This window comes from Rhodoferax sp. (genome assembly GCF_028688795.1).
Classification (GTDB): domain Bacteria; phylum Pseudomonadota; class Gammaproteobacteria; order Burkholderiales; family Burkholderiaceae_C; genus Rhodoferax.
Genome location: NZ_JAQTXM010000013.1, coordinates 100,424 through 118,923 on the forward strand (window position 1 = coordinate 100,424; position 18,500 = coordinate 118,923).

Here is an 18,500-nt window from a genome sequence, read left to right on the forward strand (position 1 = left end):
AAATCCCAATCCGCCAATCACGGAATCGCTCAATGCTCCACATCTCCAAACTCATCCCCCAAGGCGCTGGCCTGGCCGCAGCCTTGCTCAAACGCGCCAGCACCATCGAACTGGACTGGGACGTTCGCCAGAAAAGCCGCTTTGAAGCCACCGACTCCACCGGACGCCAACTGGGCATCTTTCTGCCACGCGGCACGGTGGCGCGCGGGGGGGACGTGTTGGTGGCGCACGATGGCTCGCTGATCAAAGTGTGGGCGGCGCCGCAAACCGTGTTGAAAATCACGCACGACCTCAACCACGGCACGGCGTTTGACCTGATTCGCGCCGCTTACCATCTGGGCAACCGGCATGTGCCGATTGAGCTCAAGCCTGATCACCTGAAGATTGAGCACGACCATGTGCTGGCCGACATGCTGCGGGCCATGCACCTGATCGTGACCGAAGTAACCGAGCCGTTTGAGCCAGAAAACGGTGCCTACGCCACCGGTGGGCACTTTGGTGGTCACCACCATGACCATGACCACAGCCACGATCACGTCCACACGCCTACGCCAAACAACGCTGAAGGGCCTAAGCCACACGTGCACGGCCCGGATTGCGGCCATGACCACTGAAGCCGCGGCAAGATGCAAGACAGCAGCCTGATCCAACTCATGTGGCTGGCCTCGCCAGCCTTGCCCATTGGCGGATTTTCATACTCTGAATGCCTTGAAGCCGCCGTTGATGCTGCGCTGGTAGCTACAGAAAATGAAGCATCTGATTGGCTGCTGGACCAGCTTGAATTGAGCCTGGCACGCAGTGATCTGGCCGTGTTGGCGCAGGCCATCCCCGCCTGGCAATCCGGTGACGGGCAACGCATCGAGGCACTCAACGCCTGGGTACATCACACCCGGGAAAGCAGCGAACTGCGCGCCCAGTCTGAGCAAATGGGCCGCAGCCTGCTGGAGTGGCTGCGTAACCACACCACGGCTACCGCCGACCAGATTAAGCTGCTGGCTGACCTGCAACCCACCTACCCAATGGCGTTTGCGCTGGCTGCGGCCAGCACTGCGGCGCCGATGCGAGACTGCCTGCTGGCCTACGCCTTTGGCTGGGCAGAGAACATGGTGCAAGCCGCCATCAAATCAGTACCACTGGGGCAAAGCGCGGGGCAGCGCATCCTTTCAAAGCTGGCTGCCGAGATTCCGGCGGCGGTAGACCACGCACTGGCCTTGCCAGACGATGCGCGTCAAGCCTTCTCACCCATGCTGGCCATACTGAGCGCCCAGCATGAGGTGCAGTATTCAAGGCTTTTCAGGTCTTAGCCCATATAAATAAAGCGTTAGAAGCTCACTATTAAATAGCAAACATAAGCCATGAACACACCTTTGCATCACATTAGAAACCGCACCAAAAACCTGCCTCCCTTGCGCGTTGGCATTGGCGGGCCGGTGGGCTCCGGTAAAACCACGCTGCTGGAGATGCTGTGCAAAGCCATGCGCGACAAATACGACCTGGTGGCCATCACCAACGACATTTACACCAAGGAAGATCAGCGCCTGCTCACCGTGAGCGGCGCGTTGCCGGCTGACCGCATCATGGGTGTAGAAACCGGCGGCTGCCCGCACACCGCCATTCGCGAAGACTGCTCCATCAACCTCGAAGCCATTGACCGCATGCTGGCCGAACACCCCAACGCCGACATCGTGTTCATCGAGAGCGGTGGGGACAACCTGGCCGCCACCTTCAGCCCTGAGCTCTCGGACCTCACCATTTACGTGATTGACGTGGCCGCCGGTGAAAAAATCCCTCGCAAAGGTGGCCCGGGCATCACCAAAAGTGATTTGTTTGTCATTAACAAGACCGACCTGGCGCCCTACGTGGGCGCGAATCTTGACGTGATGGCCGCAGACACCACCCGCATGCGCACCACGCCCAAGGGGCTCAAGCCCTTTGTCATGACCAACCTGAAGACCTTGAGCGGGTTAGATGAGGTGATGGCCTTCATCACCGCCAAGGGCATGCTGGCCTGAGGGCGAATTGAGTCCAACACGCCCGGTGTTTAATCGGGGCATGAAGAGTGCCTCCTATGTTCCTCGCGAGAGCCTGACTGAGCAGCTGCACAGCAGCATGGCGCGCACGCCGCTAACGCACGCCATTTTGCTGGTCAATCTGCTGGTGTTCTTGGCCATGCTGAGCCAGGGGGCAGGGTTATGGCACACCTCGACCGTTGTGCCTTTGGCCTGGGGGGCGAATTTTGGCCCGGCAACCCAAGACGGCCAGTGGTGGCGCCTGTTCACTGCGCTTTTTGTTCACTTTGGCCTGTTGCATCTGGGCATGAATATGTGGGCGCTGCGCGATGTTGGGCGACTGGTGGAGCGGTTGGCTGGCCCCTGGCGTTTTGTTGCACTCTATGTGGGCAGTGGCCTTCTTGGCAATTTGCTGTCACTGGTAGTGCAAGGCAACAAGGCGGTGTCAGGGGGGGCATCTGGTGCGATTTTTGGTCTTTATGGGGCCTTGCTGGTGCTTTTATGGAGCGAACGCCGGCGCGTTGATCGGGCAGAGTTCAGGTGGTTGTTTGGCTGGGCCAGTGTGTTCATCGTGTTGATGCTGGGCCTGGGCTGGGTGATTCCGGGCATTGACAACGCGGCGCACGGTGGGGGCTTGGTGGCAGGTGCGTTGCTGGCCCATGCAATGGCCAGGCCCTGGACCGTTGGCCGGCCGCTTGGCTGGCTTGGCCCGGGGCTGGCGGGCTGTGTGTTGCTGCTTGGCGCAGGCTGGCTGACCGCGCACATCCCACCACCCCGCTACCTGATGAGCGAAGAAACCAAAGCGCAGGACGCTATCAAAGAATTTGCGCAGGCTGACCAGCGCATTCGTTTTCAGAGGGACGAGATTCTTGCGCGAGCGCCCCGGCAAAGACTGACGTTTGACCAACTGGCTGGGCGCATTGACAGCACTGTCACCTCGGGTTATGAGCGCAGTTTTGAACAACTGATGGCAGCCACCCCTGACAGCAATGCGCCGTCTGCGGCAGCGCTTGGGGCACTGCAACTGTATGCGCAGCAGCAGGCCCAGACCTCGCGGGAGCTGGTGCAAGGCCTGCGTGCCCATGATCCTGAAAAAATTCAGGCGGCTTTGCGCAAAACCCAGCGCAGGCCAACGCTGGCCTTGGCTGTGGCCTCAGCGGCCGTTGCTGCTTCAGCACCACGCTAGGGTCTCCGTCATGAGATAAGTGTTTGCTTATGTGGCTCAGCACACATACGCCGCACTGGTGGTTGACATATAAACAGTTATCGCTTGCCTTGTCACTGTGGGCATGCCCTGACCTATCAGAACAAAACCAAGACGCACCAAAGAATGACCGTGATGACAAGCCCAAAAGTCTCCACAATTTCAGAATCAATCCAGTCCGTGCTGGAAGACACCGCTGAGTGGCAACGACAAGAATCCTTGCTCATCACCCGCGCCCTGCAAAAAGCCATCCTCAGCAGCGCCAACTTCTCCAGCATTGCCACCGATGCAAAAGGTGTGATCCAGATTTTTAATGTGGGTGCCGAAGCCATGCTGGGCTACGCGCCAGCGGATGTGCTTAACAAAATCACCCCAGTTGACATTTCTGATCCGCATGAGCTGGTGGCGCGTGCCAAGGCACTGAGCATTGAGCTTGAAACGCCCATTGCACCGGGTTTTGAAGCCCTGGTGTTTAAGGCGTCGCGCGGCATTGAAGACATTTACGAGTTGACCTACATCCGCAAGGACGGCAGCCGTTTTCCGGCGGTGGTGTCGGTGACAGCGCTGCATGATGACCAGGATGTCATCATTGGCTATCTGCTGATTGGCACCGACAACACGGCGCGCAAGCAGATTGAGGCTGAGCAAAGGGTGCTGGGCCAGCGTCTGCGTGACCACCAGTTTTACACCCGTTCATTGTTTGAGGCCAACATCGATGCGCTGATGACCACTGACCCGGCCGGCATCATTACCGACGTCAACAAACAAATGGAGTTGCTGACCGGTTGTACGCGTGATGAGTTGATTGGTGCGCCCTTCAAGAATTCCTTCACCGACCCGGGTCGGGCTGAAGACGCCATCATGCTGGCGCTGACCAAGAGGAAAGTCACCAACTACGAGCTCACCGCCCGCGACCGCGACGGCAAAGAAACCGTGGTGTCGTACAACGCCACCACTTTTTATGACCGTGACCGCCGCCTGCAGGGTGTGTTTGCTGCTGCACGTGACATCACCGAACTCAAATTGGCCGAGAAAAAAATCCTTGAGTTGGCCTTGCACGACTCGTTGACGTGAGTACCATCACATCCCCGGGTTAGCCCTCTCGTTTGCAACACCAATGCCCGTTCTAGAAATTTCCACCGCAAGGCTTCCTGCCGTTCTTCAGATCGACGGCCTCTGTTTTGAGTATCCGCAGCGCCCGCTTTTCACTGGGTTGACAGCCAGTGTTCCGTGTGGGGTTTGCCTGGTGGTGGGGGGCGACGGCAGTGGGAAAACCACCTTGCTGCGCTTGCTGGCCGGTGAGCTGGAGGCGCAGGCGGGAACGCTGCAAATCAACGGTGTCCAATTGGCTGGCGAGCGTCTGGTTTATTTGCAACAGGTGTTCTGGGCCGACCCCCGAACCACTGAGCATGACCAGATCACAGCGCTGCAATACCTTGCGTTACAGCGCCAACGCTACCCCGGTTTTTTGCCAGCAGATTCTGCGCGCTTGACCCAGCTGGTGTGCGGGCTGTCGCTGGTAGAGCACCTCGAAAAGCCGCTTTACATGCTGTCTACTGGTTCCAAACGCAAGGTCTGGCTGCTGGCCGCGTTTGCAGCAGGTGCGGTCGTTACCTTGCTAGACGCGCCTTTTTCTGCGCTGGACAAAGCGTCCATTGCTTTTGTATTGCGCCTATTGGCAGGTGTGGCAAGTGACCCAACGCACAGCTGGGTCGTGGCGCACCATGACGTGCTGGACGGCCTGCCGTTGTCGCAGGTCATTGAGTTGGCCGACTAATTTACGCTTTGCGCCACACGCTGGCCAGCCAGGGCTGCTGCTCAATTGGTAAACCGGGTGGACGGTAGTAATGCATCAACTCGGTAAAGCCTGCCGCCGTCATGTAGCGGCGCCAATGGGCGAGGTCATGGTAGGCGCCATAGCGTTCACCGTTGAACCCCTCGTCGTTTTGGCCACGGGGGTTAGAGCTGAACAACACGCCTTGCGGCTTTAGCGTGGCATACAACTGTGCCAATACCTGTGGCAAGGCCTGGCTCGGTACGTGAAACAGGGACGCATTGGCAAACACGCCATCAAAGTGGTCGGCGGGCAAGTCAAGCGCCAGAAAGTCCTGCTGCCACACCTCGCAGCCGCTGTAGGCGCGCGCCATGTCGGCAAAACGCGCGGCACCTTCCAGTCCCACAGCCCGGTGCCCCAACGCGCTGAAAACCTTCAGGTCTCGCCCCGGGCCGCAGCCAAAGTCCAGAATGGTGAAGGGCGCTGCTGACTGAATGTGCCGGAGCAAGGCGTCCATGTTCTGGCGCACATCGTGGTCGCGTGTGCCAGCAAAGAAGTCTTCGGCGTTGTTGTTGTAGTGGGCCATGGTGCGCTGGCTAACCTCGTTGAGGGCGTCAGCGGGCAAATAAGTAGGTTGGGTCATGGGGTTCGGCTACGGACGGCGAAACGCCACTTGTTGGGTTGCCCAGTATTTTGAATTCAGGCGGTCAAGCCTGACTTCGCCACCGGTTGATGGTGCGTGGACAAAGCGCCCCTCACCGACATAAATGCCAGCGTGCGTGGCCACGCTGCTCTGGGCAAAAAGAACCAGATCGCCAGAGCGGATGTTGTCACTGGACACGGGCTGCCCCCAAAGCTGCATTCTGGCAACGGTTCGCGGCGGCGCAACCCCAGCCCTTGACTGGTAGACATGGCCAATCAGTCCGCTGCAGTCAAAGCCGGCGTCAGGCGTATTGCCACCATAGCGGTACGGGGTGCCAACAAGGCCGACGGCATACAGTGTCACATCATTGGCAAGCTCCGGCGAGAGGCGCGAGGGAACTTGCGGGGAATTGCTGAAAACCTGAGCGCGCTGGGGCCGTGGCGCAGTGCCGCAGCCGCTAAGCACCAATGCAAATGGCAAACACACCTGAAAAAAGCCACGCCTTTTGAACATGTTCACACCTATTCAGTTAACAAAAATGTAAGCGGGGCTGGGCAAGACCAGGCCAAGGGATCTGAGTTGCTTGAGTTCATGCATGGCGCATCGTAATCTGGCTTTGTGCCTGCCATCAAGACTGGCGGACATCCCCTGTACGCCACCTGGCGTATTTCCCAATCCCCCATGAGTCCTTAAAGTCACCCCATCGCTCAAGAAAGCGCCTGTTTTCAACTGCAGGCAACACTCGGCGACAACGGTTTCATCAACTTTGGAGTAGCACACATGTCAACTTTGAATTCACGTCGTTTTACCCTCAAGGCACTCACCGCTGCGGTCGCCCTCACCACCCTGTCTGTGCTGCCCGCTTATGCCGCCGACACCATCAAGGTCGGTATTTTGCACAGCTTGTCTGGCACCATGGCCATCTCTGAAACTGTGTTGAAAGACACCGTGCTGATGGCTATTGACGAGATCAACGCCAAGGGCGGCGTGCTCGGCAAGAAGCTCGAACCCGTGGTGGTTGACCCGGCTTCCAACTGGCCGTTGTTTGCTGAAAAAACCAAACAGCTGCTCGGTCAGGACAAGGTCGCCGTGATTTTTGGCTGCTGGACATCAGTGAGCCGCAAATCCGTGTTGCCGGTGGTTGAAGAAATGAACGGCCTGCTGTTTTACCCGGTGCAGTACGAAGGTGAAGAGTTGTCCAAAAATGTGTTTTACACCGGTGCCGCGCCTAACCAGCAAGCCATTCCTGCGGTGGACTATTTGATGAGCAAAGACGGTGGCGCCGCCAAGCGTTGGGTCTTGCTGGGCACCGACTACGTGTACCCACGCACCACCAACAAGATTTTGCGCGCTTACCTCAAATCCAAGGGCGTGGCTGACAAGGACATTGACGAAAAGTACACACCGTTTGGCCACAGCGATTACCAAACCATCGTGGCTGACATCAAGAAATTTTCAGCCGGTGGCAAGACCGCCGTGGTGTCGACCATCAATGGCGACTCCAACGTGCCGTTCTACAAAGAACTCGGCAACGCCGGTCTGAAGGCCAAAGATGTGCCTGTGGTGGCGTTCAGCGTGGGCGAGGAAGAGTTGCGCGGTGTAGATACCAAGCCGCTGGTGGGCCACCTGGCCGCCTGGAACTACTTTCAGTCCATCAAGAACCCGACCAACACCGAGTTCATCAAGAAGTGGTCCGACTATGCCAAGGCCAAGAAGCTGCCCGGATCTGACAAACCTTTGACCAACGACCCGATGGAAGCCACCTACATCGGCATCAACATGTGGAAACAGGCTGTCGAAAAGGCCAAGTCGACTGACGTTGACAAGGTCATCGCCGCCATGGCTGGTCAGACCTTTAAGGCACCCAGTGGCATCGTGAGCAAGATGGATGAGAAGAACCACCACCTGCACAAGAGCGTGTTCATCGGCGAGATCAAGGCTGACGGCCAGTTCAACGTGGTTTGGAAGACACCAGGCCCAGTGAAAGCCAAGCCATGGAGCCCGTACATCGAAGGCAATGCCGGCAAGCCCGACGAGCCTGCGAAGAAGTAAGTAGCGGTGGGGTGCCAGGTCGGGCTTGAGGTGCGTGTGAACTCAGGACGGCGTGGTACTCAGCTCCGCGGCTGTCCCCCGGCCTTCGGCCTCCTCCTTGATGCCGCTGCGCTAAGAACCACGCCGTCCTGATTTAGCCAACAGCTGAGTGCGCCAAGGTCAGGGTACCCATTTTTTGCTTACCCGCACCGTCGGTCCCCCGCAGGTCTGCCTCAAGGTCTTTGACCAATAGAAACCAAGCAAAGAACCCATGCGACATTACTTAGCCATCGCCGCGTTGCTGCTCACCGCCCAGGTTCATGCCTTGACGGCTGACCAGGTCAAGGGCATTACCGTTGGTGAAGCCGACAGCCGCGTTGAAGCGTTGGGCAAAGCCATGCTCATCGCCGATGACAAGACCACTGCCTTTCTGCAGGCGCTGTCGGACGATGCGGTGAAGGTCGCTGGCGACAAGATACTGGTGATCCAGGGCGACAAGGTGGTCGACGCGGTCACCGGCATAGAGGCACCGTTGCCCGCAGATGCCGAGGATGTCATCAACAACAACCGCATGCGTGGCGAGCTGGATTCGGCACTGGCAGCGCTCAAATTGTTTTCCAAAGACGACAAGATCCGCGCCGCCGCCGTGAAGCAGCTGCAAAGTGACGCGGATGAGTCCAAACTGCCGCTGATTGAAAAAGCCCTGGCCACCGAACAAAACCCTGGCATCAAAGACGAGCTGGGCATGGTGCGTGCCGCGGCTCTGTTGAATAGCACAGATAAAGCCCGGCGCATGGAAGCCGCCAAACTGCTGGCCACCAGCGGCCAGGCCAACACCAAAACCATGCTGCTGGCGCGACTTGAGCTTGAGACTGAGTCCGACGTGAAGGCCGCTCTTGGCACGGCGCTGCGGCAGGTGGAAGCTGCGTTGGCCTGGGGTGACAAGCTGGGCGCGGTTTTTAGTGGCATCAGTCTGGGAAGCATTTTGCTGTTGGTGGCGCTGGGCTTGGCCATCACCTACGGGCTAATGGGCGTGATCAACATGGCCCATGGTGAGCTGATGATGATTGGTGCCTACGCCACCTATGTGGTGCAGGGGCTGTTTCAAAAATACCTGCCCGGTGCCTTTGACTGGTATTTGCTGGCCGCTGTCCCAGTGGCGTTCATGGCCTCGGCGTTGATGGGAGCTGCGCTGGAGCGCAGCGTGATTCGTTTTCTGTATGGCCGCCCCCTGGAAACATTGCTTGCCACCTGGGGTATCAGCCTGATGTTGATGCAAGGGGTGCGCAGCCTGTTTGGTGCGCAAAACGTGGGGGTGGAAAACCCGTCGTGGATGAGTGGTGGCGTGCAGGTGCTGGGCAATTTGTCACTGCCGTTTAACCGGCTGGTGATCATTGGTTTTGCGATATTTGTGCTGGCTGCGGTGGCTTGGCTGATTGGTAAAACGCGGCTAGGCCTGTTTGTGCGCGGCGTCACTCAAAACCGGCCGATTGCGTCATGCATGGGGGTGAACACCGCACGCATTGACACCTACGCCTTCGCCTTGGGATCGGGCATTGCAGGGTTGGCTGGTTGCGCCTTGAGCCAGGTGGGCAATGTGGGGCCAGACCTGGGGCAAGGCTACATCGTCGATGCCTTCATGGTGGTGGTGCTCGGCGGCGTTGGGCAGCTGGCGGGCACGGTTTACGCGGCGTTGGGCTTGGGGCTGCTGAACAAGTTCCTGGAGGGCTGGGCGGGTGCCGTGCTGGCCAAAATAGCGGTGCTGGTGTTCATCATCATCTTTATTCAAAAGCGCCCGCAAGGCATCTTTGCCATGAAAGGCCGCTCGGCGGAAGCTTGATCATGAGTGCCACTATGAAACCTGTTCTCTTACCTGTTACCGCACCGTTGCTAAGCCGCACGGGCTGGGCCGCCTTTCTGGTGGCGCTGATTGTGGTGTGCGCGGTGGCGCCGCTGCTTAATTTATGGGTGTCTGCTGGCAGCGTGTTTCACCTGAGTGATTACGGTGTGGGCTTGGTGGGTCGCATCATGTGTTATGCCATTTGTGCGTTGGCCATGGACCTGATCTGGGGTTTCAGCGGAATCTTGAGCCTGGGTCACGGGTTGTTTTTTGCGCTGGGTGGATATGTGATGGGCATGTATTTGATGCGTCAGATTGGCGAGGATGGCAATTACAAAAGCAATTTGCCTGACTTCATGGTGTTTCTGGACTGGAAAACGCTGCCCTGGCATTGGACGTTTTCCGACAGCTTTGTGGCCACGCTGTTTCTGATCTTGGCTGTGCCGGGGCTGGTAGCGTTTGTGTTTGGCTACTTTGCCTTTCGCTCGCGCATCAAGGGCGTGTACTTCTCCATCATCACCCAGGCCATGACCTTTGCCGCGATGCTGCTGTTTTTCAGAAACGAGACTGGCTTTGGCGGCAACAATGGCTTTACCGATTTCAAGCGCATTCTGGAGATCCCGATTGCCACTCCAGGCATGCGCATGACGCTGTTTGTGTTGACTGGCATCACGCTGCTGGGCTTCTTTTTGATGGCACGCTGGCTCATCAACAGCAAATTTGGCCGGGTGTTGCAAGCGGTGCGCGATGCCGAGACGCGGGTCATGTTCAGCGGCTACAACCCATTGGGCTACAAGCTCACCATCTGGACCATTTCAGCCATGATGTGCGGCGTGGCCGGCGCACTGTATGTGCCGCAGGTGGGTATCATCAATCCGAGTGAAATGAGCCCGGCCAACTCGATTGAGATTGCCATCTGGGCGGCCGTGGGCGGGCGTGCCACGCTGATTGGGCCGATATTGGGCGCCTTCATTGTGAGTGGCGCCAAGAGCTGGCTAACGGTGGCCTACCCAGAGTTTTGGCTGTACTTCTTGGGGGCCTTGTTCATCGGGGTCACGCTGTTTTTGCCGGATGGCGTCGTGGGGCTGGCCAAACGAATATGGTCATGGCGGGGAGCGCCAGCAGCTCGGCAATCCACGGACTCAGGAGCCAAGCCATGACCCCGGAACTGATGGAACAAAACGCGCGGCATGCAGAGCAGTACCGCGCGGCACACCCAGCCCAAAGTGGCAACACTGAATCGGGTGGCCGCGCTGCGGGTTTTGCGCGCCTGGCCATTCCTGGTGAAGTGGACGTGACGCATGGCCGCATCTTGTACCTGGAAGACGTGAGCGTGAGTTTTGACGGCTTCAAGGCCATCAATAAACTCAGCCTGGACATTGCGCCGGGGGAACTGCGCTGCATCATCGGCCCCAACGGTGCGGGCAAAACCACCATGATGGACATCATCACCGGCAAGACCCGTCCGGATGAGGGGCATGTGTTTTTTGGCAGCACGATCGATTTGCTGCGCTACAAGGAATCTGAAATCGCCCAGATGGGCATTGGCCGCAAGTTTCAAAAACCCACGGTGTTTGAGCAGCTCACGGTGTTTGAAAACCTGGAACTGGCCCTGAAGACCAACAAAGCCGTGACGGCCTCCATGCTGTTCAGGCTGGACTCTGCACAGAGCGACCGTTTGCTTGAGGTGTTGCACACCATCAACTTAAGCGACAGCCTGTCGCGTTTGGCTGGCAACTTGAGCCACGGCCAAAAACAGTGGCTTGAGATCGGTATGCTGCTCATGCAAGACCCCAAACTGCTGCTGCTGGACGAACCCGTGGCGGGCATGACCGATGAAGAAACTGAGCGCACGGCCGAGCTTTTTTTAACACTCAAGGGCAAACACTCGTTGATGGTGGTGGAGCACGACATGAGCTTCATCAACACCATCTCAGACATCGTGACCGTGCTGTGTGATGGCTCAGTGTTGGCGCAAGGCACGCTGGCGCAGGTGCAGGCGAATGAGCGGGTGATTGAGGTTTATTTGGGCCGCTGAGGCGACAAACACATGCTGAACGTCAAAAACATCAATCAATATTACGGCGGCTCGCACATTTTGCGTGATGTCAACCTGACTGCCGAACTGGGCAAGGTCACTGTCATTCTTGGCCGCAACGGCGTAGGTAAAACCACACTGCTTAAAAGCTTGATGGGGCTGGTGCCTATCAAGACCGGAAGCATCGAGTTTGACGGCAAGCCGATTCAAAACGCCACGCCCTACGAACGTGCGCGCGCCGGCATTGGCTTTGTGCCGCAAGGACGTGAAATATTTGGCCGCCTCACGGTGGAAGAAAATTTGCGCATGGGGCTGGCCTACAAACCTGCCAGCACGCCAATACCGCCAGAGCTGTTTGAGTTGTTTCCGGTCTTAAAACAGATGCTGCAACGCCGTGGCGGTGACCTGTCAGGCGGCCAGCAACAGCAATTGGCCATTGCCCGCGCGCTGGCCGCTGGCCCCAAGCTATTGATGCTGGACGAGCCCACCGAGGGCATTCAGCCCAGCATCATCAAGGACATTGGCCGTGTCATTCGCATGTTGGCCGATCGGGGCACCATGGCGATTGTGCTGGTGGAGCAGTATTACGACTTTGCCCAGGAACTGGCCGACAACTACGTGGTAATGGAGCGCGGTGCCGTCAAAGCGCAGGGGCAGGGCGCCCACATGGAAGCCGATGGGGTGCGGCAAATGGTGGCGATTTGATCCGCCAGCCAGCGTGTCGACATACGCGTTGGCAGACATTGCCATTAGTCCCCAATACTTCACAAAGGGATGGCGGTCTGCATTTCTGCACACAAGTTGTAAAGCTGTTGTGCTGCGGGTGTGAGCACTGACGAGCGCCGTTTGATCAGGCCCATCTTGCGTTTAACCACTGGGTCGACCAGCGGCACACTCACCAGCAAAGGGTGATCTGCAGCTGGCATGGCCATGGCGGGTACAACGGCCACACCCAGCCCGGCTTCAACAAGGCCGATCATTGTTGTGCCATGCCGGGTTTCGTACATGGTCTGGGGTTTGTCTTTGACGCCGGCCATCGCCTGATCCAGCAATAGTCGGTTGCCTGAAGACTTGTTGGCTGAGATGAAGTCGTATTGCGCCAGTTCTGCCCAGGTGACTTGCGACTTTTTTGCCAAGGGGTGGTCGCGCCGGCAAGCCGCCACAAAGTGCTCTTCCAGCAGCGGCTCAAAGTCGACATCGTTTTCATGCGAGCCAACAAAGTTCAAACCGAAGTCAGCCTCACCGCGTGCCACGGCAATCAGGACTTCATTGGCACTGTCATCCATGATCTTGACGCGGATTTTGGGGAAGCGCTGGTGGTAAAGCGCAATCACACCCGTCAGAAAGTAGTTCACCGCCGAGGGCACACAGGCCACTGTGACCTCGCCCATTCTGGTGGCGGCCACCCCTCGGATTCCGAGCAGGGTGGTGTCGAGCGCATCAAGTATTTGTCTAAGTTGGCGATCGAAGTCACGCCCCACCGTTGTCAGATTGACGCGGCGGGTGGTGCGATCCAGTAGGCGCACCCCCAGCGCTTCCTCCAATTTCTCAATGCGTCGGCTGAACGCAGGTTGCGAGATATGGACGGATTCGGCCGCCTTGCGGAAGCTACCCAGTTCAGCCACGGCCTTGAAGGCCAACAAGTCATTCAGGTCAAAGTTCACTGTCGTCTCGTTATTCAGGTTTATTGATGCGTATTGTGGATCAATCATTCATAAATATGCAATTCACATAAGAACCCAAGACAGCGATCATTCACCCCGCGTTTTGCCTTTCTTGACTTTCAAGCGGCAGAACGCCCAATGGCCATCAATTAAAACTATCTGGAAGACAAAATTCATGAATCACCACCAACACGTCACAAAACTCTGCGCCTCGCTGGCGTTGCTGGCCAGCGCATGCGCCGCCAACGCGCAGAGCACGGTCACTATTTACGGCATTGCGGATGCGAGCGTGCGTTATGTGGATGGCCTCAGCGCCAGCAATGCCGCTGCAGTAGGTTCGGCCACTGCGGTCAGCAGCGGTGTCAACAACACCAGTCGCTTTGGCTTTCGGGGCAGTGAAGACCTTGGCGGCGGCATGGCGGCCATCTTCAATCTGGAATCAGGCATCAACATCGACACCGGCGCGCAGACCAATGCCACCAAGTTTTTTGATCGTGCCTCCTACATGGGTCTGAAGGCCAGTTGGGGAACGGTCACGATGGGCCGCCAGACCACCGTACTGGCGGACGCCCTGAGCCCCGTTGACCCCCTGGGTGTGCGCTTTGCTGGTTTCAATCCCAATGTGGGCATTGCCGCCTTGAGTTCCCACGGGCTTGGCATTGAATATGGCTCTGCGGGTGATACAAAGGGCTCTTATCGCCAAGATAACTCAGTCAAATATGCAGGCAAGTTCAGCGACCTGACCGTGCGCGCCATGCGTGCTTTTGGTGAGCAGTCAGGCAACTCGTCTGCCCTGTCTTCTTCAGGTCTGGGTTTTACTTACCAGACCGACAAGGTTGCGGCAACCCTGGGTTATGCCGAATTCGAAAGCACCACAGGTCTGCAGCTCAAGGCGTATGTCGGCGGTATCAGCGGAAAGTTGGGCAACAACAAACTGTCCTTGACTTACGGCAGCAACGAAGCCGAAGTGTCGAGCACCAGCAAAACCAGTTACACAACATTGGGCCTGGGCGGCACCATGCCATTGACTGCCAGCATGGACCTGATCCTTGCCCACTACCGCGTCAACCGCGCGCGCACGGCAAAAGCGGACGATGGCTACAACCGCACTGTGGCTTTCCTTGAGTACAAACTTTCAAAGCGCACCAAGCTCTACGCTGAGCTGGATCGCACCAATTGGAAAACCGGTTTTGTGGCTGCGGCACTGCCACAAAGCGCCACTGGCGCGTCGCTGGGTGTGGTTCACAATTTTTGACAGTCGCAATGCATCATTTCAACGAATAATTTTATCCCCCAAAAATTCAGGAGACAAACATGACTTTCAACATCAACCGCCGCGTCGCAAACCGGGCGATCACCACGCTGACAGGCCTGGTCGCCATGACCGCTTTTTGTTTGCCAGCGACTGTGTTCGCGCAAACGCCCATCGTGATCAAGTTTTCTCACGTCGCAGCCATTGACACACCCAAAGGGCAGGCGGCCGAGTATTTCAAGAAGATTGTCGAAGAGCGCACCAACGGGCAAGTCAAGGTAGAGGTCTTTGCCAACAGCTCTTTGTTCAAGGACAAGGAAGAGCTCGAAGCCCTCCAAATGGGCACGGTGCAAATGCTGGCGCCCGTGCCTGGCAAATTTGGCCCACTGGGGGTCAAGGAATTCGAGGTGTTTGACCTGCCCTACATCTTCAAGGACATTGACGCTGTGCATCGCTTTGCACGCGGCCCGGGCGGCTCAGGTTTATTGAAAAAGCTGGAGTCTCGTGGCGTGACCGGACTGGCCTACTGGGACAACGGTTTTCGCGTGATGAGCGCCAACAAGCCGATCCACGTCCCCGCCGACATGAAGGGGCTGAAGATGCGCATCAACTCATCCAAGGTTAATGCCGCCATCATGAAGTCTGCTGGCGCACAGCCACAGAGTCTGGCATTTTCTGAGGTGTATCAGGCACTGCAAACCGGCGTGGTGGATGGCACCGAGGGTCCTTTGTCCAACTTGTACACGCAAAAGCAGTACGAGGTTCAAAAACACGTGACCTTGAGCTACCACACCATCAGCAACTACGTGGTGGTTGCCAACAAGAAGTTCTGGGATGGCTTGCCAGCCAACATCCGCACCACCCTTGAAGTAGCCATCAAAGATGCGACAGCGTTCAATGACAGCGTTGCCGAAAAAGACGAGGCCAGCTCGCTGGCTGCCATCAAGGCATCGGGCAAATCCACCGTGTATGTGCCCACCGCAGCAGAGCAGGAAGCCTGGGTCAAAGCCATGTTGCCGGTACAGACCGAAATGGCTGACCGAGTAGGCGGCAAGGCCTTCATCGACTCGGTTCGTGCAGCGTCCGCGAACTAAGCGCTGATTCACACCCTCATTGCCTGAGCAGTCCTCTTGTAGGACAGCCAGGCATGACCACGCCTGAATGGCGCATGGAGATACCTCATGAAATTTCTTGACCGACTCGAAGAATGGCTGATTGCATTCCTCATTTCTGGCGCCACACTGGTGATTTTTGCCGCAGTGGTTCATCGTTTTCTGGCGTCCTGGAATATTCCGGTCGTGCAGGACCTGGCCTTGCAAATCGACATGACTTGGGCGCAAGAACTGTGCATCATCATGTTTGTCTGGATGGCCAAGTTTGGCGCGGCTTATGGCGTGCGCACCGGCATTCACGTGGGCGTGGATGTACTGATCAATCGGCTCGGTGACAGCGCGCGCAGCCGCTTTGTGCTGTTTGGGTTGCTGTCCGGCGCACTTTTTACTTGCATCGTTGCGGTGCTTGGGGTGCGTTTTATCTGGGAAAACGGTGCGCACTACGCCTTCATGCATGCGCTGGGCCAAGCCTCACCCGAGCTGTTTCCCGGCCCCACCACCCCCGATCTGGAGTGGCAAACCTGGATCGTGTACTCGGCCATTCCGCTGGGTACCGCCTTGATGTGTTTTCGATTCCTGCAGGTTGCGTACACGTTTGCCCGCACTGGTGAATTGCCGCACCACGACCACAGCCATGTGGAGGGTTTGGACGATGTCGAGATCACCGACGAATTCCACCCGCATGAAGCACACACCTCACACCCAGGCAACGCCAAAGGGAGCAAATAACCATGAGCACCGCTGTCATTTTGTTTTTGCTGGTCGCGCTCATGCTGACCGGCATGCCGATCTCCATCTCGCTGGGGTTGACGGTTCTGTCATTCCTTTACCTGTTCACCGAGGTGCCGATTGAGTCGGTGGCATTGAAGTTGTTCACCGGCATCGAGAAGTTCGAGATCATGGCGATTCCGTTCTTTATTCTGGCTGGCAACTTTTTAACGCACGGGGGTGTGGCCCGGCGCATGATCAACTTTGCGACCTCCATGGTCGGCCATTTTTACGGTGGCCTGGGGCTGTCGGGGGTGGTGGCTTGTGCCTTGTTTGCCGCCATTTCGGGCTCATCGCCTGCCACCGTGGTGGCGATTGGCTCGATCTTGCTTCCAGCCATGGTCAAGGCCGGGTATCCGATGAAGTTTGGCGCCGGTGTGGTGACCACAGCCGGTGGCTTGGGCATTTTGATTCCGCCGTCGATTGCGATGATCATTTACGCGGTGGCCACCAACTCGTCGATTGGCGCGCTGTTCATGGCTGGGGTGATTCCCGGCATGGTGCTGGCCTTCTTGCTCGGTGCCACCACCTGGTATGTGGCGCGTAAAAACAACTACCCACGTCAGAAAAAGGCCAGTTGGGCTGAACGCTGGACGGCGCTGCGCGAAGCCATTTGGGGTGTGCTGCTGGTGTTTGTCGTGATGGGGGGCATCTATTCAGGGGTCTTTACGCCCACCGAAGCAGCAGCAGTGGCGGCGGTCTACGCGTTTGTGATTGCGATTTTTGTCTACAAGGACATGCAGCTCAAAGACGTCACCAAGGTGCTGATCTCGTCGGCCAACATGAGCGCCATGTTGCTCTACATCATCACCAATGCGGCACTGTTCTCGTTTTTGATGTCCTACCAGCATGTGCCCGAAGAAATGGCTGGCTGGATGTTGTCTCAGGGGCTGGGGCCGATCGGGTTCCTGTTGATTGCCAACTTGTTGTTACTGGCTGCGGGCAACTTCATGGAACCGTCCTCCATCATCCTGATCCTGGCCCCCATCCTGTTTCCGATTGCCATCAAGTTGGGCATCGACCCGATCCACTTCGGCATCATCATGGTGGTGAACATGGAAATCGGCATGTGCCACCCCCCGGTGGGGTTGAACCTGTACGTGGCGTCGGGCATCACCAAGATGGGCATCACCGAACTCACGGTGGCCGTCTGGCCCTGGCTGCTGACCATGCTGGCCTTCCTGGTACTGGTCACCTACTGGTCGCCACTGACCCTGTGGTTGCCAAAAACACTGGGAATGATGTAACAAATCGTGCTCTAGCGCTTATGTAATAAGCGCTAGCAGCTCACTTTTTTATCAGGAAACAACCCCATGAACCTCACTGACTGGATTGGCCGCAACGAACGTGTGTGCGACACGGCCACTCCCACCCCCTACGCCGCGCTGTCGGCCACCTTTGACCGCGAAGCCACTCGTCCGCAAGTCGGCACGCCGCTGCCCCCGCTGTGGCACTGGTTGTACTTCTTGCCGCTGTATCGCCAATCCGAGATTGGTGCCGACGGCCATGCCAAGCGCGGTGGTTTCCTGCCCCCGGTGCCACTTCCCCGGCGCATGTGGGCGGGCAGCCAGTTCAGCTTTCACCAGCCGTTGCGCATTGGCGACGCGCTGGAACGCACCTCGACCATTGCGGATGTGTCCGAGAAATCCGGCCGTACCGGCAAGCTGGTGTTTGTCAAGGTGCGCCACGAAATTCGCCGCGAAGGTGAGTCCGAGATCGCGCTCACCGAGTTTCATGACATCGTTTACCGCGAAGCCGCCAAGCCAGACGATGTGGCCCCGCCACCGAAAGCCGCACCGGCCACGGCCACTTGGGAGAAGAAGTGGGTGCCCGACGACGTGCTGCTGTTTCGCTACTCGGCTCTGACCTTCAACGGCCACCGCATCCACTACGACCGCAAATACGTGACCGAGGTCGAGGGCTATCCCGGCCTGATCGTGCACGGCCCGATGGTGGCCACGCTGTTGCTGGACTTGTTGCGCCACCAGATGCCCGAGGCACAGGTGCTGAGCTACGAGTTCCGCGCCGTGCGCCCGGTGTTTGACATCAACCCTTTCTTTGTCTGCGGCGAGCCATCGGCTGACGGCAAAACCATCCATCTGTGGGCCAAAGACCATGAAGGTTGGCTGACCATGGATGCCACGGCGGTCATCGCCTAAGGAGTC

Annotated in this window: 18 protein-coding genes and 1 pseudogene; 16 read left to right on the forward strand and 3 right to left on the reverse strand. The window is 57.7% G+C overall.

Annotated elements, in window-relative coordinates:
• Nucleotides 1–32 precede the first annotated feature (32 nt).
• The 6 genes and pseudogenes from ureE to PHQ58_RS11555 all read left to right on the forward strand — a co-directional run bounded on the left by ureE (nucleotide 33) and on the right by PHQ58_RS11555 (nucleotide 4,990).
• The gene (ureE, locus tag PHQ58_RS11530) at nucleotides 33–614 is read left to right on the forward strand and encodes an urease accessory protein UreE (protein ID WP_300111146.1); all 582 of its coding nucleotides are present in this window, start codon (nucleotides 33–35) and stop codon (nucleotides 612–614) included.
• A gap of 12 nt (nucleotides 615–626) precedes the next feature.
• Nucleotides 627–1,304 (forward strand): urease accessory protein UreF, encoded by a 678-nt coding sequence (locus tag PHQ58_RS11535; protein WP_300111147.1) that lies wholly within the window; start codon nucleotides 627–629, stop codon nucleotides 1,302–1,304.
• A gap of 51 nt (nucleotides 1,305–1,355) precedes the next feature.
• Complete coding sequence (gene ureG, locus PHQ58_RS11540) at nucleotides 1,356–2,012, forward strand: urease accessory protein UreG (RefSeq protein ID WP_300111148.1); 657 nt, start codon at nucleotides 1,356–1,358, stop codon at nucleotides 2,010–2,012.
• A 7-nt stretch (nucleotides 2,013–2,019) separates the two neighbouring features.
• Nucleotides 2,020–3,195 (forward strand): rhomboid family intramembrane serine protease, encoded by a 1,176-nt coding sequence (locus PHQ58_RS11545; protein ID WP_300111149.1) that lies wholly within the window; start codon nucleotides 2,020–2,022, stop codon nucleotides 3,193–3,195.
• Nucleotides 3,196–3,339: 144 nt separating this feature from the next.
• Nucleotides 3,340–4,260 (forward strand): annotated as a pseudogene (locus PHQ58_RS11550) (PAS domain-containing protein); the annotation flags it as partial.
• A gap of 166 nt (nucleotides 4,261–4,426) precedes the next feature.
• Nucleotides 4,427–4,990 carry an ATP-binding cassette domain-containing protein gene (locus PHQ58_RS11555; protein WP_300111150.1) on the forward strand — a complete coding sequence of 188 codons (564 nt, stop codon included), beginning with the start codon at nucleotides 4,427–4,429 and terminating at the stop codon, nucleotides 4,988–4,990.
• A 1-nt stretch (nucleotide 4,991) separates the two neighbouring features.
• On the opposite strand, the gene PHQ58_RS11560 is transcribed toward PHQ58_RS11555, so the two are convergent.
• Nucleotides 4,992–5,630, reverse strand: a complete 639-nt coding sequence (locus tag PHQ58_RS11560) for a bifunctional 2-polyprenyl-6-hydroxyphenol methylase/3-demethylubiquinol 3-O-methyltransferase UbiG (RefSeq protein WP_300111151.1) — start codon at nucleotides 5,628–5,630, stop codon at nucleotides 4,992–4,994.
• Between the two features lie 9 nt (nucleotides 5,631–5,639).
• On the reverse strand, nucleotides 5,640–6,143 hold the full coding sequence (locus PHQ58_RS11565) for a C40 family peptidase (RefSeq protein ID WP_300111152.1): 504 nt from the start codon (nucleotides 6,141–6,143) through the stop codon (nucleotides 5,640–5,642).
• A gap of 267 nt (nucleotides 6,144–6,410) precedes the next feature.
• On the opposite strand from PHQ58_RS11565, the gene urtA reads away from it, so the two are divergent.
• From urtA to urtE, 5 genes are all read left to right on the forward strand, one after another.
• On the forward strand, nucleotides 6,411–7,682 hold the full coding sequence (urtA, locus tag PHQ58_RS11570) for an urea ABC transporter substrate-binding protein (RefSeq protein WP_300111153.1): 1,272 nt from the start codon (nucleotides 6,411–6,413) through the stop codon (nucleotides 7,680–7,682).
• A 250-nt stretch (nucleotides 7,683–7,932) separates the two neighbouring features.
• Complete coding sequence (gene urtB, locus PHQ58_RS11575) at nucleotides 7,933–9,501, forward strand: urea ABC transporter permease subunit UrtB (protein WP_300111154.1); 1,569 nt, start codon at nucleotides 7,933–7,935, stop codon at nucleotides 9,499–9,501.
• A gap of 14 nt (nucleotides 9,502–9,515) precedes the next feature.
• Nucleotides 9,516–10,661, forward strand: coding sequence for an urea ABC transporter permease subunit UrtC (gene urtC / locus PHQ58_RS11580; protein WP_300111155.1), 1,146 nt, complete (start codon nucleotides 9,516–9,518; stop codon nucleotides 10,659–10,661).
• The gene (urtD, locus tag PHQ58_RS11585) at nucleotides 10,658–11,539 is read left to right on the forward strand and encodes an urea ABC transporter ATP-binding protein UrtD (RefSeq protein WP_300111156.1); all 882 of its coding nucleotides are present in this window, start codon (nucleotides 10,658–10,660) and stop codon (nucleotides 11,537–11,539) included. Before urtC ends, urtD begins: the two co-directional genes overlap by 4 nt.
• A gap of 12 nt (nucleotides 11,540–11,551) precedes the next feature.
• Entirely contained in the window at nucleotides 11,552–12,244 is a 693-nt protein-coding gene (gene urtE, locus PHQ58_RS11590) for an urea ABC transporter ATP-binding subunit UrtE (protein WP_300111157.1), read from the forward strand.
• A 59-nt stretch (nucleotides 12,245–12,303) separates the two neighbouring features.
• Here the strand turns inward: urtE and PHQ58_RS11595 are convergent, their stop codons facing one another.
• Nucleotides 12,304–13,251, reverse strand: a complete 948-nt coding sequence (locus PHQ58_RS11595; RefSeq protein ID WP_300111158.1) for a LysR family transcriptional regulator — start codon at nucleotides 13,249–13,251, stop codon at nucleotides 12,304–12,306.
• Between the two features lie 127 nt (nucleotides 13,252–13,378).
• Between PHQ58_RS11595 and PHQ58_RS11600 the strand changes: the two genes are divergently transcribed.
• The 5 genes from PHQ58_RS11600 to PHQ58_RS11620 all read left to right on the forward strand — a co-directional run bounded on the left by PHQ58_RS11600 (nucleotide 13,379) and on the right by PHQ58_RS11620 (nucleotide 18,494).
• On the forward strand, nucleotides 13,379–14,458 hold the full coding sequence (locus PHQ58_RS11600; RefSeq protein WP_300111159.1) for a porin: 1,080 nt from the start codon (nucleotides 13,379–13,381) through the stop codon (nucleotides 14,456–14,458).
• A gap of 125 nt (nucleotides 14,459–14,583) precedes the next feature.
• A complete protein-coding gene (locus PHQ58_RS11605) occupies nucleotides 14,584–15,549 on the forward strand; it encodes a DctP family TRAP transporter solute-binding subunit (RefSeq protein WP_300111171.1) in 966 nt (321 codons plus the stop codon).
• Nucleotides 15,550–15,636: 87 nt separating this feature from the next.
• Nucleotides 15,637–16,296, forward strand: coding sequence for a TRAP transporter small permease (locus tag PHQ58_RS11610; protein ID WP_300111160.1), 660 nt, complete (start codon nucleotides 15,637–15,639; stop codon nucleotides 16,294–16,296).
• A gap of 2 nt (nucleotides 16,297–16,298) precedes the next feature.
• Nucleotides 16,299–17,582: a TRAP transporter large permease gene (locus PHQ58_RS11615; protein WP_300111161.1), complete on the forward strand. Its 1,284-nt coding sequence runs from the start codon at nucleotides 16,299–16,301 to the stop codon at nucleotides 17,580–17,582.
• Between the two features lie 66 nt (nucleotides 17,583–17,648).
• Nucleotides 17,649–18,494 carry a MaoC family dehydratase N-terminal domain-containing protein gene (locus tag PHQ58_RS11620; RefSeq protein WP_300111162.1) on the forward strand — a complete coding sequence of 282 codons (846 nt, stop codon included), beginning with the start codon at nucleotides 17,649–17,651 and terminating at the stop codon, nucleotides 18,492–18,494.
• Nucleotides 18,495–18,500: the final 6 nt, after the last annotated feature.

Excerpts from the sequence above, each read along its gene's own strand:
- urtE (WP_300111157.1), top strand. The coding sequence starts at position 11,552 with ATGCTGAACGTCAAAAACATCAATCAATATTACGGCGGCTCGCACATT.
- urtD (WP_300111156.1), top strand. The coding sequence starts at position 10,658 with ATGACCCCGGAACTGATGGAACAAAACGCGCGGCATGCAGAGCAGTAC.
- PHQ58_RS11535 (WP_300111147.1), top strand. The coding sequence starts at position 627 with ATGCAAGACAGCAGCCTGATCCAACTCATGTGGCTGGCCTCGCCAGCC.
- urtB (WP_300111154.1), top strand. The coding sequence starts at position 7,933 with ATGCGACATTACTTAGCCATCGCCGCGTTGCTGCTCACCGCCCAGGTT.
- PHQ58_RS11605 (WP_300111171.1), top strand. The coding sequence starts at position 14,584 with ATGACCGCTTTTTGTTTGCCAGCGACTGTGTTCGCGCAAACGCCCATC.
- PHQ58_RS11600 (WP_300111159.1), top strand. The coding sequence starts at position 13,379 with ATGAATCACCACCAACACGTCACAAAACTCTGCGCCTCGCTGGCGTTG.
- ureG (WP_300111148.1), top strand. The coding sequence starts at position 1,356 with ATGAACACACCTTTGCATCACATTAGAAACCGCACCAAAAACCTGCCT.
- urtA (WP_300111153.1), top strand. The coding sequence starts at position 6,411 with ATGTCAACTTTGAATTCACGTCGTTTTACCCTCAAGGCACTCACCGCT.
- urtC (WP_300111155.1), top strand. The coding sequence starts at position 9,516 with ATGAAACCTGTTCTCTTACCTGTTACCGCACCGTTGCTAAGCCGCACG.
- PHQ58_RS11620 (WP_300111162.1), top strand. The coding sequence starts at position 17,649 with ATGAACCTCACTGACTGGATTGGCCGCAACGAACGTGTGTGCGACACG.
- PHQ58_RS11560 (WP_300111151.1), bottom strand. The coding sequence starts at position 5,630 with ATGACCCAACCTACTTATTTGCCCGCTGACGCCCTCAACGAGGTTAGC.
- PHQ58_RS11610 (WP_300111160.1), top strand. The coding sequence starts at position 15,637 with ATGAAATTTCTTGACCGACTCGAAGAATGGCTGATTGCATTCCTCATT.
- PHQ58_RS11565 (WP_300111152.1), bottom strand. The coding sequence starts at position 6,143 with ATGTTCAAAAGGCGTGGCTTTTTTCAGGTGTGTTTGCCATTTGCATTG.
- PHQ58_RS11595 (WP_300111158.1), bottom strand. The coding sequence starts at position 13,251 with ATGATTGATCCACAATACGCATCAATAAACCTGAATAACGAGACGACA.
- ureE (WP_300111146.1), top strand. The coding sequence starts at position 33 with ATGCTCCACATCTCCAAACTCATCCCCCAAGGCGCTGGCCTGGCCGCA.
- PHQ58_RS11615 (WP_300111161.1), top strand. The coding sequence starts at position 16,299 with ATGAGCACCGCTGTCATTTTGTTTTTGCTGGTCGCGCTCATGCTGACC.